This is a genomic window from Niallia sp. FSL W8-0951, from assembly GCF_038006525.1.
In the GTDB taxonomy this organism is placed as follows: domain Bacteria; phylum Bacillota; class Bacilli; order Bacillales; family Cytobacillaceae; genus Niallia; species Niallia circulans.
Genome location: NZ_JBBOVK010000003.1, coordinates 139,989 through 155,998, shown reverse-complemented (window position 1 = coordinate 155,998; position 16,010 = coordinate 139,989). Strand labels below are relative to the sequence as shown.

At 35.4% G+C, this 16,010-nt stretch carries 20 protein-coding genes; 6 read left to right on the top strand and 14 right to left on the bottom strand.

Annotation, left to right across the window (positions count from 1 at the left end):
- Positions 1–25 precede the first annotated feature (25 nt).
- On the bottom strand, positions 26–1,294 hold the full coding sequence (locus tag NSS71_RS23120) for a sugar ABC transporter substrate-binding protein (protein ID WP_341152069.1): 1,269 nt from the start codon (positions 1,292–1,294) through the stop codon (positions 26–28).
- Positions 1,295–1,568: 274 nt separating this feature from the next.
- On the opposite strand from NSS71_RS23120, the gene NSS71_RS23115 reads away from it, so the two are divergent.
- Entirely contained in the window at positions 1,569–2,558 is a 990-nt protein-coding gene (locus NSS71_RS23115) for a LacI family DNA-binding transcriptional regulator (RefSeq protein ID WP_047944004.1), read from the top strand.
- A gap of 146 nt (positions 2,559–2,704) precedes the next feature.
- Complete coding sequence (locus NSS71_RS23110) at positions 2,705–3,190, top strand: CBO0543 family protein (protein ID WP_047944002.1); 486 nt, start codon at positions 2,705–2,707, stop codon at positions 3,188–3,190.
- Here the strand turns inward: NSS71_RS23110 and NSS71_RS23105 are convergent.
- The 5 genes from NSS71_RS23105 to NSS71_RS23085 form a co-directional block, all read right to left on the bottom strand.
- Positions 3,187–3,894: a YjjG family noncanonical pyrimidine nucleotidase gene (locus tag NSS71_RS23105; RefSeq protein WP_061800743.1), complete on the bottom strand. Its 708-nt coding sequence runs from the start codon at positions 3,892–3,894 to the stop codon at positions 3,187–3,189. The two genes, NSS71_RS23110 and NSS71_RS23105, sit on opposite strands and share 4 nt — an antisense overlap.
- A gap of 69 nt (positions 3,895–3,963) precedes the next feature.
- The gene (locus tag NSS71_RS23100) at positions 3,964–4,437 is read right to left on the bottom strand and encodes a DMT family transporter (protein WP_061800661.1); all 474 of its coding nucleotides are present in this window, start codon (positions 4,435–4,437) and stop codon (positions 3,964–3,966) included.
- A 5-nt stretch (positions 4,438–4,442) separates the two neighbouring features.
- Positions 4,443–5,156 (bottom strand): Crp/Fnr family transcriptional regulator, encoded by a 714-nt coding sequence (locus NSS71_RS23095; RefSeq protein ID WP_047943998.1) that lies wholly within the window; start codon positions 5,154–5,156, stop codon positions 4,443–4,445.
- Between the two features lie 12 nt (positions 5,157–5,168).
- Positions 5,169–5,594 (bottom strand): DMT family transporter, encoded by a 426-nt coding sequence (locus NSS71_RS23090; protein ID WP_047943997.1) that lies wholly within the window; start codon positions 5,592–5,594, stop codon positions 5,169–5,171.
- Positions 5,595–5,769: 175 nt separating this feature from the next.
- Positions 5,770–6,411: an FMN-dependent NADH-azoreductase gene (locus tag NSS71_RS23085; protein ID WP_047943995.1), complete on the bottom strand. Its 642-nt coding sequence runs from the start codon at positions 6,409–6,411 to the stop codon at positions 5,770–5,772.
- Positions 6,412–6,604: 193 nt separating this feature from the next.
- Between NSS71_RS23085 and NSS71_RS23080 the strand changes: the two genes are divergently transcribed.
- On the top strand, positions 6,605–7,066 hold the full coding sequence (locus NSS71_RS23080) for a GNAT family N-acetyltransferase (RefSeq protein ID WP_047943993.1): 462 nt from the start codon (positions 6,605–6,607) through the stop codon (positions 7,064–7,066).
- Positions 7,067–7,170: 104 nt separating this feature from the next.
- Here NSS71_RS23080 and NSS71_RS23075 read toward each other — a convergent pair whose 3' ends face one another.
- The 7 genes from NSS71_RS23075 to NSS71_RS23045 form a co-directional block, all read right to left on the bottom strand.
- Positions 7,171–7,536 carry a YybH family protein gene (locus tag NSS71_RS23075; protein WP_047943991.1) on the bottom strand — a complete coding sequence of 122 codons (366 nt, stop codon included), beginning with the start codon at positions 7,534–7,536 and terminating at the stop codon, positions 7,171–7,173.
- Positions 7,537–7,819: 283 nt separating this feature from the next.
- Positions 7,820–8,740 carry an LCP family glycopolymer transferase gene (locus NSS71_RS23070; RefSeq protein WP_047943987.1) on the bottom strand — a complete coding sequence of 307 codons (921 nt, stop codon included), beginning with the start codon at positions 8,738–8,740 and terminating at the stop codon, positions 7,820–7,822.
- 32 nt (positions 8,741–8,772) lie between these two features.
- Positions 8,773–9,597, bottom strand: a complete 825-nt coding sequence (locus NSS71_RS23065; RefSeq protein ID WP_341152068.1) for a hypothetical protein — start codon at positions 9,595–9,597, stop codon at positions 8,773–8,775.
- Complete coding sequence (locus NSS71_RS23060) at positions 9,590–10,162, bottom strand: sigma-70 family RNA polymerase sigma factor (RefSeq protein ID WP_341152067.1); 573 nt, start codon at positions 10,160–10,162, stop codon at positions 9,590–9,592. Before NSS71_RS23060 ends, NSS71_RS23065 begins: the two co-directional genes overlap by 8 nt.
- A 217-nt stretch (positions 10,163–10,379) precedes the next feature.
- Complete coding sequence (locus NSS71_RS23055) at positions 10,380–10,853, bottom strand: GNAT family N-acetyltransferase (protein ID WP_047943984.1); 474 nt, start codon at positions 10,851–10,853, stop codon at positions 10,380–10,382.
- 5 nt (positions 10,854–10,858) lie between these two features.
- Entirely contained in the window at positions 10,859–11,359 is a 501-nt protein-coding gene (locus tag NSS71_RS23050; RefSeq protein ID WP_047943983.1) for a GNAT family N-acetyltransferase, read from the bottom strand.
- Complete coding sequence (locus NSS71_RS23045; RefSeq protein ID WP_161798408.1) at positions 11,356–11,862, bottom strand: GNAT family N-acetyltransferase; 507 nt, start codon at positions 11,860–11,862, stop codon at positions 11,356–11,358. The genes NSS71_RS23050 and NSS71_RS23045 overlap by 4 nt, the downstream gene beginning before the upstream one ends.
- Positions 11,863–12,037: 175 nt before the next feature.
- On the opposite strand from NSS71_RS23045, the gene NSS71_RS23040 reads away from it, so the two are divergent.
- The gene (locus NSS71_RS23040) at positions 12,038–13,195 is read left to right on the top strand and encodes a cyclopropane-fatty-acyl-phospholipid synthase family protein (protein ID WP_341152066.1); all 1,158 of its coding nucleotides are present in this window, start codon (positions 12,038–12,040) and stop codon (positions 13,193–13,195) included.
- A 74-nt stretch (positions 13,196–13,269) separates the two neighbouring features.
- On the opposite strand, the gene NSS71_RS23035 is transcribed toward NSS71_RS23040, so the two are convergent.
- Positions 13,270–14,175: an NAD(P)/FAD-dependent oxidoreductase gene (locus tag NSS71_RS23035; protein ID WP_047944024.1), complete on the bottom strand. Its 906-nt coding sequence runs from the start codon at positions 14,173–14,175 to the stop codon at positions 13,270–13,272.
- Between the two features lie 138 nt (positions 14,176–14,313).
- On the opposite strand from NSS71_RS23035, the gene NSS71_RS23030 reads away from it, so the two are divergent.
- Positions 14,314–14,847, top strand: coding sequence for a sigma-70 family RNA polymerase sigma factor (locus NSS71_RS23030; RefSeq protein ID WP_095320609.1), 534 nt, complete (start codon positions 14,314–14,316; stop codon positions 14,845–14,847).
- Positions 14,831–15,955: a hypothetical protein gene (locus tag NSS71_RS23025; RefSeq protein WP_061800675.1), complete on the top strand. Its 1,125-nt coding sequence runs from the start codon at positions 14,831–14,833 to the stop codon at positions 15,953–15,955. The genes NSS71_RS23030 and NSS71_RS23025 overlap by 17 nt, the downstream gene beginning before the upstream one ends.
- Positions 15,956–16,010: the final 55 nt, after the last annotated feature.

The window sequence follows — 16,010 nt, the reverse complement described above, 5'->3', positions numbered from 1 at the left end:
ATACTGTGCCCCTCCTTGTTCCTAGTTAGTTTCCACTATTAGCAGCAATGGAACCTTTGATTGTCTCGACCGCTGTTGACAGAGCCTCTTTTGGCTTCGCTTTTCCTGTTGCAATCGTTTGAAGTGCTGAGTCAATTGGCTGCCACACTGCATCCATTGCTGTAATGCCTGGTGTTAATTGTGAATATTGAGATTGATTCGCTACTGCCTTTGCATTTTCACTTTCTGTCACAGCTGGATCTTCTGCTAACGCCTTTACTGCTGGAACTTCTTTCGTAATTTCATAGCGTGTTTTCGAATTCTCTTCATTTGCTAAAAATTCAACTAATTTTTCTGCTAGTTCTGCATTTTTACTATAAGTGCTTACGTTATAGCTTTTCACCCCGATGAAGGATCCCATATGTTCTCCATTTGCTAACATCGGGAGCTCTGCTACTCCATAATTGACGCCTGCTTTCGCATACGGCTCTAAATTCCACGGTCCAGAAATAACCGCAGCGGCTTTCCCTTCTGTAAATAGAGAATCCAGAACATTTATCCCTTGCTCGCCAATAATTCCGGATGGGAACAATCCATCTTTATAAAATTTAGAAATATACTCTGCTCCTTCAATGGCTCCTTCATTTGCTAAACCAATATCCTCTGGATTGTATGCTCCAGAACTGTCCTGCCCGAATACATAACCTCCATATCCACTTAGAACACCATTTGCATAGTATATTTGATCCCATAAAGCCAATAAGCCATAATTTCCATCCTTGGTTACCCCTTTAGAGAACTCATACCATTCCTCTGTTGTTTTCGGCAATTGGTCTTCACTTACTAAGTCCTTGTTATAGTATAAAATGGTCGTTTCCACGGCTTTAGGAAGCCCATATACTTTGCCATCAACCATTTGGGATTCCATCGCTGCCTCTGTATACATTGACTTTTGCGTATCATCAACTGTGATTTCCTTTAAAATCCCCTCTGTTACAGCCGTTCCAATCTGATCTGCGGGAATTGTGATAACATCAGCTCCTGTACCTGCTGGTCCGTCTAATCGCAAATCTTCTAATTGATCTGCATAAGCTTTCTCTTCAACTTTAATTTTCACGTTATTTTCTTCTTCAAATTTTTTAATTGCATCTGCAATTCCTTCCGACTTGCTTTGATCTTCCCATACAAGGAGATCATAGCCATTGTTATTTTTCTTTGAAGATGTATCGCTATTTGCTTCATCTGATGGTCCACAACCTGCTAACGCTAAAGCTAAAGAACTACTCAAAAGTATTGCGGTAAGCCTCTTTTTCATCTTTTTTCCACCCTTTGCTTTTTCTATTGTCTGAAAACGTTTTCTAACAAAAGAATACTATACAAAGAATTTTTTGTAAATATATTTAGTAATATATTTTATTAAAAAAGAAAAATACAATACTTAATAAATTTAATAATATAATAAATACTAATAAAAATATTTACTTATTAAGTAATAACATCAGGAAAATAATTTACTAAAAAACATTACTAATTTATAAACAAATCGCTTATAATGTATGTATTGAGAACAGTGCTTTTAGGAGGTTTACATGGTCACCATAAAAGATATTGCAAAAAAGGCAGGTTTTTCACCATCTACCGTTTCGAGATTATTAAATAATGATTCAACACTCTCCATTTCTCCAGAAACCAAGAAGAGAATTTTAGATACAGCATTTGAGTTAGGATATGAAAGAAAAAGTATTCAACCACTTATTGAAAAGGTTGCACTTCTTTACTGGATTACGGATAAAGAAGAGCTGGAGGATGTTTATTTTAAACAAATGCGATTAGAACTTGAAAAAAATGCTATTAACCATAATATTGAATTGCATCTATACAAACATGAAGACGGTATAAATAGTATCCCCCATGATATTTCTGGCTTTATTGCAGTTGGTGCCTTTTCGATGGAAGAAATTCAAAAACTAAGAAAGAAAACGAAAAAAGGGGTTTTCATTGATACTAATCCTGTCCCTGACCTATATGATGCTGTATTACCGGATACTATAAGAATCACCAAAAAGGCAATCGATTACTTCATTGAAAATGGACATCAAAAAATTGGGTTTATTGGTGGAACCTATCATAATCCAGATACGAATGAAGATGAAATGGATATTCGCGAAATCACGTTTCGTGCACATATGCAGAATATCGGATTGCTCGATGAAAGATATATATTTGGCGAAAGGCATTTTTCCGTAAATGATGGCTATACCGTTACAAAGAAAGCAATTGACTGCTTAAAAGAAGAATTGCCGACTGCCTTCTTTATTGCCTCTGATCCAATTGCAGTCGGAAGTCTTCAAGCTTTTAATGAATATAATATTTCGATTCCAAATAGAGTCAGTATTATAAGCGTCAATAATATAAGTGTGGCGAAATATGTATCACCTCCCTTAACAACCTTTCATATTGATATACCGGAACTATGCAAGACGGGTGTTTCTTTACTTCTTGAGCAAATTCTAGATCAAAGAAAAATTCCAAAAACTGTTTTACTGCAGTCAGAATTAATTAAACGGAAAAGCACATGATTAAAAAAGCAGCGGGGTTTCATTGTCACAAAAAAAGCATCCAAACAGATGCTTTTTTTTCATACTTTCTTCGTATTGGGGGAATATAAAAAAATCCTGTGATAACTTAAAGAAAGGATAATCGTAACTAGACGGGTGATTATTGAGTGGAACGGAAAATATTAAGATTCCTCCTATTTTTAGGAATTGGACTTTTACCAATTATCTTTAGAAAAAAACAAGCAAAGGATTGGTTTCTTGTTTTCTTTTTAAAAGGGTATCTGTCTAGTTTTATTGACGGTATTGTTACTTCGAAAAAACGCCTTAGTTTCCCTGTTCGATTTTTACCAAAGCATTTTAAAATTAATGTGTTATTTGATTATTTACTATTTCCGATCACCTGTGTTGTTTATAATCAAATAAGCTATCATTCCAAACTACCGGGAATTATTCTCAAAGCACTTTGTTTTAGTATCCCGATGACGATTGTAGAAATTCTGTTCGAAAAATACACAAAGTTAATCTCCTATAAGAAGGGCTGGAATTGGTATGATACATTGCTAACCGAAACTTGTACCTTCTTAATTTCCAGAACTTGTATTGGACTTATCCGAAAATTAGACAAAGAAGATAAAAAACAATCGATCCATTAAGGGTTCGATTGTTCTTCTTGGTCTAGAAGAATAAGCAATTCTTCTAGTTTGGCTATTTCATATGTTGGCTGGACTTCTAATTCCTTTTTCTTTTTTAATGGATTAAACCAGCATGTATCAATTCCTGCATTGCAGCCGCCTTGTATATCGGCGCTTAGCGAATCGCCAATAATTAAAGTTGTCTCTTTGTTGATTTGCGGGATTCGTTCAAAGCAATAATCAAAGAACTCCTTCATCGGCTTTTGATAGCCAGTATCTTCTGAGACAAATATAGCTTTAAAGAATGGGTAAAGACCTGAGGATTTTAACCGCTTTTCTTGGATTTTTGATATTCCATTGGTCACAATATATAAATCAAAACGATTGGAAATTCTTTGTATTAAATCAAGTGCTCCATCTAGCAGCTGATTTCCTTCTCCTAAATACTTGCGGTAGCTTTGCTGTAATACAACACCATCTACTTTTATGCCCAATGTGTCAAAGAAGAGGGTAAATCTTGTATTGACGACCTCATCGCGCGTTATTTTTCCTTCTTCAAAGGCTTTCCAAAGATCTTTATTGAGCTCTTGATATTGCTTTTTCCATTCATCTCTGTAGGAAACTCCTTGCTCTTGCAGCAATAATCGAAAGGCGTGATCCTCTGCAGCTGCAAAGTCTAGTAAAGTATCGTCCACATCAAAAAGCAATGTTTGATAATACTTCATGATCCCAGCGTTTTTGCTGATTGTTTCTTCCTTATTATTCAGTAATCCTTGCATGTAAACTCACTCCTATTATTTCAGCAGTTCTTTCACTGGCTGTTTCTTCTCTGATGCACCACCCATTTTGAACACGAGAATGCCACCGATAATAACTAATACTCCTATTAATTGCTTGAAAGTAAACGGAACCTGATCTAATCCCAATAAACCGAAGGAATCAAATAGCAAGGCAAAAACAAGCTGAGAAGACAAAGAAATCGACACAGCATATGTTGCTCCCAAATGCTTAATCCCCTTTGTCATGCATACAACAACACCGACACCAATAATTCCGCTGAACCAATACCATGTGTGCATATTTTCTAAGTGAAAAAGGCCTGTCCCTTCTGAAATAATACCCAAAGTAAAGGAGGCAATAAAGCCTAACGCTAACACTAGAGTCGTCGTTGCCCAAAGACCAGCCTTCTGATTTACTCGATTATTAAATATATTCTGCACCCCAACGAGACTCCCGCTAATAAAGGCAATCAGTAATCCATATATCATGTTTTTTATTCACCTGCCCCTTCTTCGTAAATACTTTTACCAGCTAAATTCAATAAACCATCGCGGTTTTTCACCATAATAAACCCCTTTTTCCGTTCAATCAATCCATCCTGACAGAATTGCTGTATTACCCTATTTAAATGACGATAGCTAGTGCCAATTAGATTGGCTGTATCCTTAAGATTAATTTCATTACCATCCGTATTGTATAAAGGATCCTCCTTATCAAAAGAAACAGATACTAAATAACTAGCCAGTCTCACTTCCACTGGGTAAAATAAATTGAAACGCATCGAACTAGATTTTATATAGAATTTTTTCGTAATAATATCCAATAGAAACTGCAAGAAAGGGGCATAATCATTCGCATATTGCTTTAAATATCGTTTATGTACACCAATGACCACCCCATCTGTGATAGCTTCCACCGTGTTCAAAATATCTGTATTCCTTACATATTCAACGTCCCCAACCATTTCGATTGGTGTTTTAAAGGATAGAATTAACGTTTTTCCTTCTGCTGTTGTCGTATATATTTTCACCTTGCCATCTACCAAAATGTAAAGATATTCCGCTGCCTGTCCTTGCGTACAAATAAATTCCCCTTGATTAAAAGCATAAAGATGTAAATGGTCTTTCAACTTTTTCGGAAAGATTGCTTCTAATTGAAACTTGCGAATATATTTTTCTATCTGCTCTAGATTTCCCATTTCTTTCACGGATGGTTCTCCTTACATTTTTAATAAAAGAACACCTATTATCATCATACCAATTCCAATAAACTGTGGAGCTCTCATTTGCTGCTTTTCCAGTCCAAACCAGCCATTGCTATCTATTAGAAAGGTTATAAATAACTGGGCAATCAAAGCAGTTGAGATTGTTAACGTTGCCCCCACTAAATGCATGGCGGTAATCGTGCTGAAAATAACAACCGAAGCAAACGAACCTCCCGCCAAATATAATGGCTTTACTTGTTTATATTTTGAAAATGCTTCTTCCTTTACGATTAATAAGATTAGAAATGCAAGTACAAAACCAGTAAATTGTGTAATGGTAGCTGCCTGCCAAGAACCAATATCCTGACTAATTTTTGCATTTGCCACTCCTTGAAGGGTAATGAATGCCCCACCCATTAGTGCAAATAAAATACCTCTCATTTGTTCGACCCCTTGTTGTTTGATTTCCTTTTTAAAGATAATCGATTTCTAAAAATAGGAAAAGGACATATGTCCTAAACATTCCTTCTCCTAGTATAATCTTTTTTCCATAAAAAAACTCCGTCTGAAAACTTAATTTCAAACGGAGTTTATCTATTTAACTAGTTAATATTTATTAAACAGTTTGTGCTACTAATTTCTTTCCAGCAGCAGCAACTTTTTGTAATCCTTCTTCAATGATAGAAGCAGCTTTATCAGGCATTGCGTTATGACCTTCGATAATAACTTCATCAATGATTTCCATACCAAATACGCCACCAAATACAGCACGCATATAGTTAACAGCCATTTCAGAAGAAGCAGCTTCTGGAGTAGAATAAACACCGCCACGAGCATTTAAAAGGATTGCTTTCTTATCTGTCATTAATTGAATCATGTTACCTTCTGCATCAAATTTAAAGGCAAAGCCTGCAGCATATACATAATCAATAAATGTTTGTAATTTAGCTGGAATAGTTAAGTTCCAAAGTGGGAATGCGAACACTACTACATCAGCAGCTGTTAAAGCATCCATCGCTTTTTGTTTTGCAGCTAATAATCGTTGCTCTATATCTGTTAATTCTTCTCCGCTTTGTACTTTACCGAAAGCATCAAATAATTCTTGACCAAAATAAGGAGTATCTTCTGCATAGACATCATATACATTCACATTAAGGTTTTCAGCACCCTTAACAGATTCCATAAATGTTTCATACATTTTGCTTGATACAGCTTCAGCTGCCGGACGATTGTTTGCTTTTACTACTAATACATTCATTTATTTCATTTTCCTTTCCCTTATACAAATTTAAATCTATGTGAACATCATAACAAAAAAAATGGTTCAAAGGCAAATATTTTTAATTAAAGATATTTAATTAAATATTTCCAATCAAAATGCAAATAAGCTATTTCATTGGAATGAGGAAATTAGTAGAATAGTAGGTAAAATAATGAAAAGGATGATGAGAATGCACATTATAATCGACCCTGTTACATCAAAAGAAATCATTGCTTTATTAGAGGATCATTTACATAGCATGACCCTCCACTCCCCTCCTGAGAGCATTCATGCATTAGATGTGGAAGGATTAAGAAAACCAGATGTAACCTTTTGGAGTGCATGGGAGGATGGAGAGCTAACTGGCTGCGGTGCATTAAAAGAGCTAGATAACAAGCATGGAGAAATAAAGTCTATGAAAACCTCCCCTCATCATTTACGAAAAGGAGTAGCAAGAAAATTGCTTCTCCATATTATCGCAGAAGCCAAAAATCGTGGCTATAGCCGATTAAGTTTAGAGACAGGTTCCATGGATGCTTTTCTACCAGCCAAAAAACTATATGAAAGCTTAGGATTTGAGTATTGCGGCCCATTTTCGGATTATGCTGAAGATCCGAATAGTGTTTTTATGACGTTAGCGTTAGAAAAATAAAATTTTAAATATTCATTCGATTATACTGCAGCCTATTCCGTTTCCACTATTCACAATGAATAATTGGAAACGGACTTTGGCCTTTATCTTCCTTTTAATCAGTATTACAAGCTGCTCAAATGCTCATGAATAATTTTCCAATTTCCATCTGGATCTTTTACGAACACATTCGTTGCTCGTCCACTGCCTTTTATAAATTCGCCTTTATAATATCCTTCATAATGATAATGATAGACGCATGTTGCTGTGTCATTTCCCATACCTAGCCACTGTATGTCTGCAGCTGAATACTTTTCTTCCTTAATAGTGTCCCACGCATTCTCAAAATAATTTTTTATCTCCTCTTTACTTCTGCATGTTTGATCTGAGAACCAATAGATCGCTTGTGGGTGCAGCAGCCGTTCTACATTTTCGAAGTCATGCGTATTTGTCGCATCAATATATTGCTCTAATAGATTAATTGGACCCATATAAAATAACCTTCTTCCCCATTTTATTTAGATATAGCTTATTATAATATGTTTGCATAGAACGAGAACCGATTTGATAAAAATAATGGCTAGTCGTTTTCTATTGGCTTTTACTGGCTCTTGATATGCCTGCTATCTTTCTCTCATTCGGGATTAGCTGGCAGTTGGAGTCTTACCGTCCGTTAAGAGCAGAATCAACCTTCCTACTTTTCCACCAGAATCATAATGTAGATGGATACTTGCTTTATTTTCACAGTCGAACGCATATTTAATTCTTCTCGTCTCAGTCTAAAAGATTATTCGCAAGCATTTCCTTAACATGATTTCTTTCCGCTTCATTTACCACGAAGAAATACTTACCATCTATATAAGCATCCTCACCTTTTACTTCATATTGTTCCATACTATTTCTAGTATTCTTATAACTTCTTTCAATAGATACCATCTCATTCAAGGGAATGTTAGTCTTCACATTTTCACCTAAAGTCTCTAATATATCCTTAAATTTAGTAACTGAGGAGATACTAGTTCCTTTATCAATAATCGCTGCTATCACCTTTCTTTGTCTTTCATTCCTGCCAAAATCTCCTCTAGGGTCCAGTTTTCTCATTCTCACATAACCTAATGCCTGCTCCCCATCTAAATCTATATTTCCTAATTGATAATGATATCCTTTCTTGTAGTACCCTTCATCAAGCCATTCAATTTCATTATCTACGGTTATGCCACCTAAAGCATCGACCATCCCACTTAGTGCTTCCATATTAATTTTTATATAATAGTCCAATTTTTGCCCAGTAAATCCCTCTACTGTATCTAATACCATCTTCACTCCCCCTAACGCATAAGCGGAGTTAATTCTAGTAATCGCCCCGTTTCCGACTATTTCTGCTCTTGTATCTCTCGGTATACTTATCATTTGTAATTTTTCCTTCACCGGATTTAACGTCATAACAATCAAGGCATCAGTTCTCCCCACATCGTTCTTCCGCTCATCCACTCCCATTAATAAAATGGAGATAGGCTTTTTATTTTTGACATTTTCACTTCTTAGCTTACTTTCCGTTTTTGTTTCTCCATCAATAGGTTCGTAAACCTTATCTACTGTATTATCTATCGTTTTATACAAGTAAAATACAAAACTACATATGCTAATAAAAATAATAGATAATATACTTATAGTAATTTTCTTATGTTTTTTCATGGTTATCTCTCTTTCTTTTTATTACTCCTTATTTAAAAAAGTTGGAATATATCATCCGGAACTTCCTTATTTATCCATATATCAATTGTGTCTATTATTACTTTGCTCGCGCCATTTTGATCATATAAGGCTAAATACAAAATAATACCTGTTTCCTTATCTACTGTCAGAGCAAAAGCATCTTTCTTGGGAAAATGAGTATTATCCGGCTGCTTACCTTCAATCTGATAGAGCACTCTCCCAAACCGCTCAACTTCCTTGTATTTCCAATTATTATAATTTTCAAGAAGTGAAATATACTTTCTGCCTTCGAAAATGGAACCTAAATATCCTGATTCTATAAATTCCTGTTTTGTTAATTTTTTTTCATCCGAAACGCCTATTGTGGAATTTTTATAGATTAGCTTTCCATCTTTCCATAATATATTTATTGTTTGATAACCATCTTCGGTCCATACTTTCTCGCTGGATTTATATAGTTCTTTGTCTAGATTTAATGTAAAAGTTATAGTATTAGCTTTATCTCCATCTCTCATTCTATTCTCGAATTGGCCAACAACAGTATGCACAGGTTTAAATGTTTGGGATAATCTTTCAACAATTTCCTTTTTATCTCGGTATTGTGCTGAAACACTCTGATTTATCATAAGACTTTTTATACCAATAAAAAAAAGGATAATCATGACTACACTAATTGTTGCCGGAATATATTTATGAACAAACCATGGGCTTTTTCTTTTCTTTCCAGAATAATTAATCTGCTTCAATATCCTTTGCTTCTGTTCCTCAGAAAAATTTATTTCCTTTAATATCGTTCCATTCATTTTCTCATCTAAATTTTTTAGTTTTTCATCCATTGCCATCTCCTCCATCAAGCAGTTTTTTTAGCTTCTGACGTGCACGATGCATCCTGGACTTTACCGTATTCTCATTCAATTCTAGTAATTCTGCTATTTCGTATTGGGATAAACCTTCATAATAATACAGGATAATCACTTCTCGAAGTGGGACAGATAAAGAAATGACTTGCTCGGAGATGTAACGATTCTCCTCATTTAAAAGAATTTGTGATTCTACAGATTGTTCTTTACTATCTCTTTTAAAAGAAAGAAAGTCTGCAAAAAGGATATTTTTATAAGACCAACTTTTTAATACATCTTTACAGCGATTTACCGTAATGCGGTATACCCAAGTCTTATAGGATGCCTCGTTTCGGAAATCATCGATATTTTCATAACATTTTATAAATACATCCTGGGCAATATCCTCTGCCGTTTGTTTATGACGAACATAAGTATATGCTAATCGGACAACACTTTTTCCGTACTCATCCATTAACCAAATAAGGCGTTCTTTCTTTTCAAGAGGATCGGCAGAGCTCATTTGTTCTCTCTGATGCATATTGTGCTTTTTCTCAAGCATCTAAAACCTCCTCCTTTTTCCTATTACGTTTAGACGACACAAACCTCCTTTAGGTTCTGTTTTTTTAATATTTTCTTTTAATATGGTAAGAGGCTTTCTTTAGCGATTTATTGTATTTACAACCCAACTAAAAAAATCCAAGAAAGCATCTATTACTTTCTCGGATTACAATTAGATTTTCCTACTATTTCAGATTATTCTTTTGAAATAATCTTACTTACACTTTTCTGCTGAGAATAATTTGTTCTCCTTTTGGCCCCATTACCCTTCTTCCTGTATCAGCAAATCCTGCTTTCTGATAAACATATTGCGCTCTAGTATTTTTCACATTCACAGCCAAGATTACTTCCTTTTTCGCAGGAAAATGCTTTTTCACAAAGGGGATTAATTGTTCCATTGATTCCCTGCCTATTCCTTGCCCCTGAAATGAATGCTGGATAGAATAAGCTCGCATAAGAATAGCTTCTTTATTGTCACTATACGCTTTTACTCCCTCCCATCCATGAAGGACAAAAAAGCCCGCAACCATCCCATCATTTAAGATAACAATAGGGTGACGATCCTCTTCCATTAAACATTTCTCTAAAGCATCAAGCGGCGTACTTGTATAATATAGCTGTTCATCTGACAAAAGATATTCTTCTAATTGCTGCTTATATTTTTCTTCATAAACTTCCAATGATATAGACACTATCTTCACCTTTCATTCACTTTGGTTGTTAATAGATTTTTTATGAGCACCACTTCATCTCTAATAGGAATACCATCGTTTCCGAGGAAGGGGATTTCTGGTTTAATTTTTCTAGCTTCTTTTACTGCGTCTACGAGCAATTCTGCTAAACAATAACCCCTTTTTTGGTAAAACTTTAAAGCTAGTAAATTATCATTTGTTGTAACTATTTTGACCTGATCACATAGGACTTGTTTGGCTGTTTGTTCAACAGTATGTAAAAGCTTTGTCCCAACACCCTTTCCTTCTTCGATACTGTCTAAAGAGATAACTTCACACTCCGTATCTCTTAAAATATAGGTTATTAAACCAATCATTTCCCCTTCTTTATTCCAGGCAATAAATCCATCTAAAGCACTGCAATCATAGATACCTGTAGAAAGTACCATTTCAGGGCTTCCCCAATGAGATTGGAAAAATAATTTTACTTTTTCACGGTTAGTTTCAGTAATCGCGGTAATATTCATATCAATTCCTTCTCCATACAAAGATATTTTTGATGCCCAATAGGCTTAGAGGCAAAGAAAACTTCCCCTTTTTCTATATAACTATGCTTTTTATATAACTTTAAAGCTTGAGGGTTTCCTGAAAATACATCTAATCGGATGCTATCATATCCTTTGGCAAGAGCATATTCCTCCATATGCTGGACCATGATTGCTCCTATCCCTTTTCCTTGGTAACGGGGATTAAGCATAAGAGAGTGAATAATCAAAGGATTATTTCCATTCCATGGAATGGACTGCCATTCCTCTGTTTGCCATTCATTTAATACCACATGTCCCACTATCTTATCCTCTTCTAATAAAACGAATAGCATCTTATTTTCGATACAGTCTTGAAAATAGCCTCTATTCGGATAATGATCATCCCATTGGAAAATATCATGCTTAATTAGATTTTCTCTGCATTTGATATAGATATCATTAACTTCTTCAAGCATCTTGGCGCTTGCTGTTATAAATTGCAATTTCATTCCACCTCTTTCCTCTCATGATGTTTGTCTCTATTTTATCATTCTCATTCTTGTAGATGGATAATTTTTTTCCTAAAGTATCCATTTTCTCGTTTGAGCATATCGAACACATATTTCATGGAATAGAGGTAAAATTATACATATAACATAAGAGTAAAGGGTGAATGGGGTGTTCGAGAAATCTATATATAAAACTATTCTAAGCAATTCCTTCACCATTCCAGTGAAGGTTACTTATTGGGATGGAAAATCAGCTGTTTATGGTAACGGCGATCCTGCAATAGAGCTTATTTTTAGGAAACCTATTCGTATTAAAGACATTCACAATAACGCGTCATTAGCTTTAGGAGAGGCTTACATGGACGGGAAGATTGAAATAAAGGGAAGTATCGAGGATTTAATTGCGTCTGCCTATGAAAATGCATCTAGCTTTATGCAAAATAATAAGTTTAGGAAATTTGTTCCCAAACAATCTCATACGAAAGCGCGAAGTAAAGAAGATATCCAAAATCATTACGATATCGGCAATGACTTTTATAAACTATGGCTAGACCGTTCCATGACTTATTCCTGTGCCTATTTCAAAAATCCAGAAGACACATTAGAAACCGCACAGCAAAATAAGGTGGATCATATTTTAAAAAAATTAAATCTATCTCCGGGCCAGCATCTATTAGACATTGGCTGCGGATGGGGGAATCTTATTTTTACTGCGGTAAAAGATTATCAGGTGAAGGCAACCGGCATTACTTTGAGCCAAGAACAGTATAATTATGTTACCCAATTAGCTAAGGAAAAAGGATTATCGGAAAGCATAACCGTCTATTTAATGGATTATCGGGATTTAAAGGATAGGACCTTTGACCGCATCACTAGTGTTGGGATGTTTGAACATGTAGGCAAAGAAAATCTCCAAGCCTATTTCCACCAGATACACCAATTGCTAAAAGACGATGGGGCAGCCTTAATTCATGGAATTTCACGCCAGCAAGGTGGCGCGACTAATGCTTGGATCAATAAATATATTTTTCCTGGAGGCTATATTCCTGGTGTCGCGGAGCTAGTCAGCCATATGACAGCTGAAAATCTGCAATTAGTAGACTTAGAAAGCCTTCGTCGCCATTATCAAAAAACATTAGAAATATGGCATGCTAACTTTATCGCTAACCTAGAGGAAATCAGGAAAATAAAGGATGAACGCTTTATCCGCATGTGGGACTTGTATTTGCAAGCTTGTGCCGCTTCCTTTAAAGCCAGCAACATTGATGTTATTCAATATTTATTGGTTAAGAAAAGCAGTAATTCGTTACCAATGACGAGAGGATAAAGAATCAGATGGGAAGGTTCTTAACTTCCCTTTTTGAAACAATAGGAGCATAAGAAGTTGGCCCTTTGATTCCTTTAGAATCTTTCCAGCATAAGATCAGTATTTACGGCTATAGCTGCTTTGCTTCCATCAGCAGCAGCAAATAGTAAGGATGATGCCCCTTCTTTTTCGGTTTCTCCAGCAACATAAACATTCTTTTGAGATGTTCTCCCTGATCCATCTGTTACTAGCACTCCATTTTCATGGACATCTAATCTTAGCTGCTCGACAAACTGATTGGAACGATAATAAGAAGGAGAAACAAAGCCCCCCGTTCTATTAATCTGCCTTCCTGATGTAAATACAACTTGCTGAAGATACCCGTTTTCGCCTATTAAGCTCTTTATTGGTTCGGTAACGATTGGAACATTCCGCTTAAGAAATATTTCTTTTGTATTTTGGGAAATCGCTGCACCATTTGTTGCTATTACTAAATCCTTCGACCAATTATAAACTAACCTTCCCATATGTAATGCTTGTGCTTCCGTGTAAGCAATAATAAGAAGAGCTTGATCTCTTAGCTCCCAGCCATCGCAGTATGGGCAGCTAAAAAGGCTTTTCCCATAATATTGTCTCGCATTAGGAATGGGAATGACCTCTTGCACACCAGTCGCTAAAATGATTTTATCTGCTAAGTATTCTTTATGTTTTTTCGTTTTAACAAGAAACACTTCAGCCTCTCTTAACTTTTCAATTTCCGTTACCGTATCCTTATAGGGAGAAATGCTCGGATAATTCATTAAATCATTCATCCCTAAATCCTTAAACATCTGCGGATTTATTCCATCTCTTGTTAGAAAGCCATGTGATTCATGACTTACTCTATTTCTATTCGTCCCATCATCAAAAATAGCCACACTTCTTCTCGCTCTCCCCAGTGTCAGCGCAGCACTCATCCCAGCTGGACCACCACCAATAACTATACAATCAAGAATATTCATCTCCATAGATTCCCCCTTTTTCTTCTATTTTAAGTATATGAACGACGTTTCCTTCGTAGTGCTAGAATAAATTTGTAAAAAAAGAAACCGTTCGTCTGTTTGTTTTGTCTAATTTGTAGGTAGAAAGGAGAGGGAATTGTGGAGAAGCAAGAAAAAGATAAATTGCTTACAAACGCGATGGATGCATATGGCCATTATTTATCCCGACTTGCCTACGCCCTTGTGAAAGATAGGGAAAAAGCAAAGGACATTGTGCAGGATGTGTTTATTCGTTATTATTTGCAGCTTGATCAATTTGAAGGTCGATCTAGTGTGAAAACATATTTATATCGTATAACGGTAAATGAATGCCGAAACTACTTTAAAAGCTGGGCTTATCGAAAAGTCGAAGTTTCGAAGATTAAGAACACTTTTCTGATCCATAAAGAAACACCCGAAGAAGCCTATTTAAAACAAGAAAGTAAAAATTATCTTGCCGACTTACTTAATAAACTGCCAATAAAGTATAAGGAAGTCTTATGGTTATATTACTATGCTGAATTATCTACACAGGAAATCAGCGAGATATTAAACTGTTCCAGCAATACGGTTAAAACTAGACTAGCGAGAGGACGGAAGAAAGCACAACTAACCATGAGTGAGGAGGAGATAAATCATGCCAAAGAACATTAAACAATTATTTGATGAAACAATCCCAGCGGATATCACCCTTTCCGAAGAAAACAAACAAAAGATTTTACGAAATGCAAACCAGCAAATGCAAAATATTAATCAAAGAAAACGAATAGTCCGTCCAATATTTAGTGTAGTTGCCATTATTAGTCTTCTCCTTATTTTAATTAGTCCTTCTCTAGTAAACCGGCTTTCAACACACTCTTCTTTTCATACACCGCTGGAAAAAGTAACTATACCAAATGTTGATTATTCATCTTTAATCCATTCTTTCTATATAAAGGAAACGAACGAATTGATTTATGCTGATAAAAAAAACATTTATTCTTATTCCCTCACATCGCACTCACAGCAAGTACTTGTCGAATCTAGTGCAAACATTGATACATATGCACTGACAGCAAATGCGCATTGGCTTGTGTGGGGAGAAAGAAATAATAAGCTTTTTATTAAAAATCGAAAAACACTGTCGCAGAAAGAATATAAAAAAGACATTATAGGAGATGTTCAATTGAAAGGAAATACATTAATTTATGATGATACTTCTGGATATAAGCAGTTAAATTTATCAACACTTAAGGAAACTAGCATTCATGGTTTCACGGGAATTGCCAGAAACAGTAAAGCTGATTTAAATCGTAATTTACTTGTTATTCCTGAGCAGTTTAAATCAAATAACAGAAATAAAACGGAGTTTTTTGTCTATAATCTAACCAGCCGAAAACAAGTTGGGAAATATAGCGTTCCCTATAAAGCAGCTGAAAACGTTACTTTAATAAATAATAAAATATATGCAGCCTTTTCAAATGAGGATGAGGGACCATCTATTTTAGGGTATATTGATCTCTCTAATGGAGAATTCCATGAAATCCACACACCACCTTTCACTACTTATGCTGTCTATAAAAATTACATCGCATTAAGTGTAGTGGAAAAAAATACAGATACAGTTAAACTATATCAATTAGAAAATGAAAATTTAAAGGAACTACCCATATTCAATAACATAAAAGAACGCCTAGTCATGCCCCGTTTCACCGATGATGGATCCTTAATAGTAAACGGAGAGGCAGCAGATTTTTCTATGTACTTGCAGGATGTAGAATGAGAGCAGAGGGACGGTTCTTGCGCTTCCCTTTTTCAAAAATAGAAGCCGTAAAACG

Excerpts from the sequence above, each read along its gene's own strand:
- NSS71_RS23120 (WP_341152069.1), bottom strand. The coding sequence starts at position 1,294 with ATGAAAAAGAGGCTTACCGCAATACTTTTGAGTAGTTCTTTAGCTTTA.
- NSS71_RS23115 (WP_047944004.1), top strand. The coding sequence starts at position 1,569 with ATGGTCACCATAAAAGATATTGCAAAAAAGGCAGGTTTTTCACCATCT.
- NSS71_RS23105 (WP_061800743.1), bottom strand. The coding sequence starts at position 3,894 with ATGAAGTATTATCAAACATTGCTTTTTGATGTGGACGATACTTTACTA.
- NSS71_RS23100 (WP_061800661.1), bottom strand. The coding sequence starts at position 4,437 with ATGATATATGGATTACTGATTGCCTTTATTAGCGGGAGTCTCGTTGGG.
- NSS71_RS23090 (WP_047943997.1), bottom strand. The coding sequence starts at position 5,594 with ATGAGAGGTATTTTATTTGCACTAATGGGTGGGGCATTCATTACCCTT.
- NSS71_RS23085 (WP_047943995.1), bottom strand. The coding sequence starts at position 6,411 with ATGAATGTATTAGTAGTAAAAGCAAACAATCGTCCGGCAGCTGAAGCT.
- NSS71_RS23080 (WP_047943993.1), top strand. The coding sequence starts at position 6,605 with ATGCACATTATAATCGACCCTGTTACATCAAAAGAAATCATTGCTTTA.
- NSS71_RS23075 (WP_047943991.1), bottom strand. The coding sequence starts at position 7,536 with ATGGGTCCAATTAATCTATTAGAGCAATATATTGATGCGACAAATACG.
- NSS71_RS23070 (WP_047943987.1), bottom strand. The coding sequence starts at position 8,740 with ATGAAAAAACATAAGAAAATTACTATAAGTATATTATCTATTATTTTT.
- NSS71_RS23065 (WP_341152068.1), bottom strand. The coding sequence starts at position 9,597 with ATGGATGAAAAACTAAAAAATTTAGATGAGAAAATGAATGGAACGATA.
- NSS71_RS23060 (WP_341152067.1), bottom strand. The coding sequence starts at position 10,162 with ATGCTTGAGAAAAAGCACAATATGCATCAGAGAGAACAAATGAGCTCT.
- NSS71_RS23050 (WP_047943983.1), bottom strand. The coding sequence starts at position 11,359 with ATGAATATTACCGCGATTACTGAAACTAACCGTGAAAAAGTAAAATTA.
- NSS71_RS23035 (WP_047944024.1), bottom strand. The coding sequence starts at position 14,175 with ATGAATATTCTTGATTGTATAGTTATTGGTGGTGGTCCAGCTGGGATG.
- NSS71_RS23025 (WP_061800675.1), top strand. The coding sequence starts at position 14,831 with ATGCCAAAGAACATTAAACAATTATTTGATGAAACAATCCCAGCGGAT.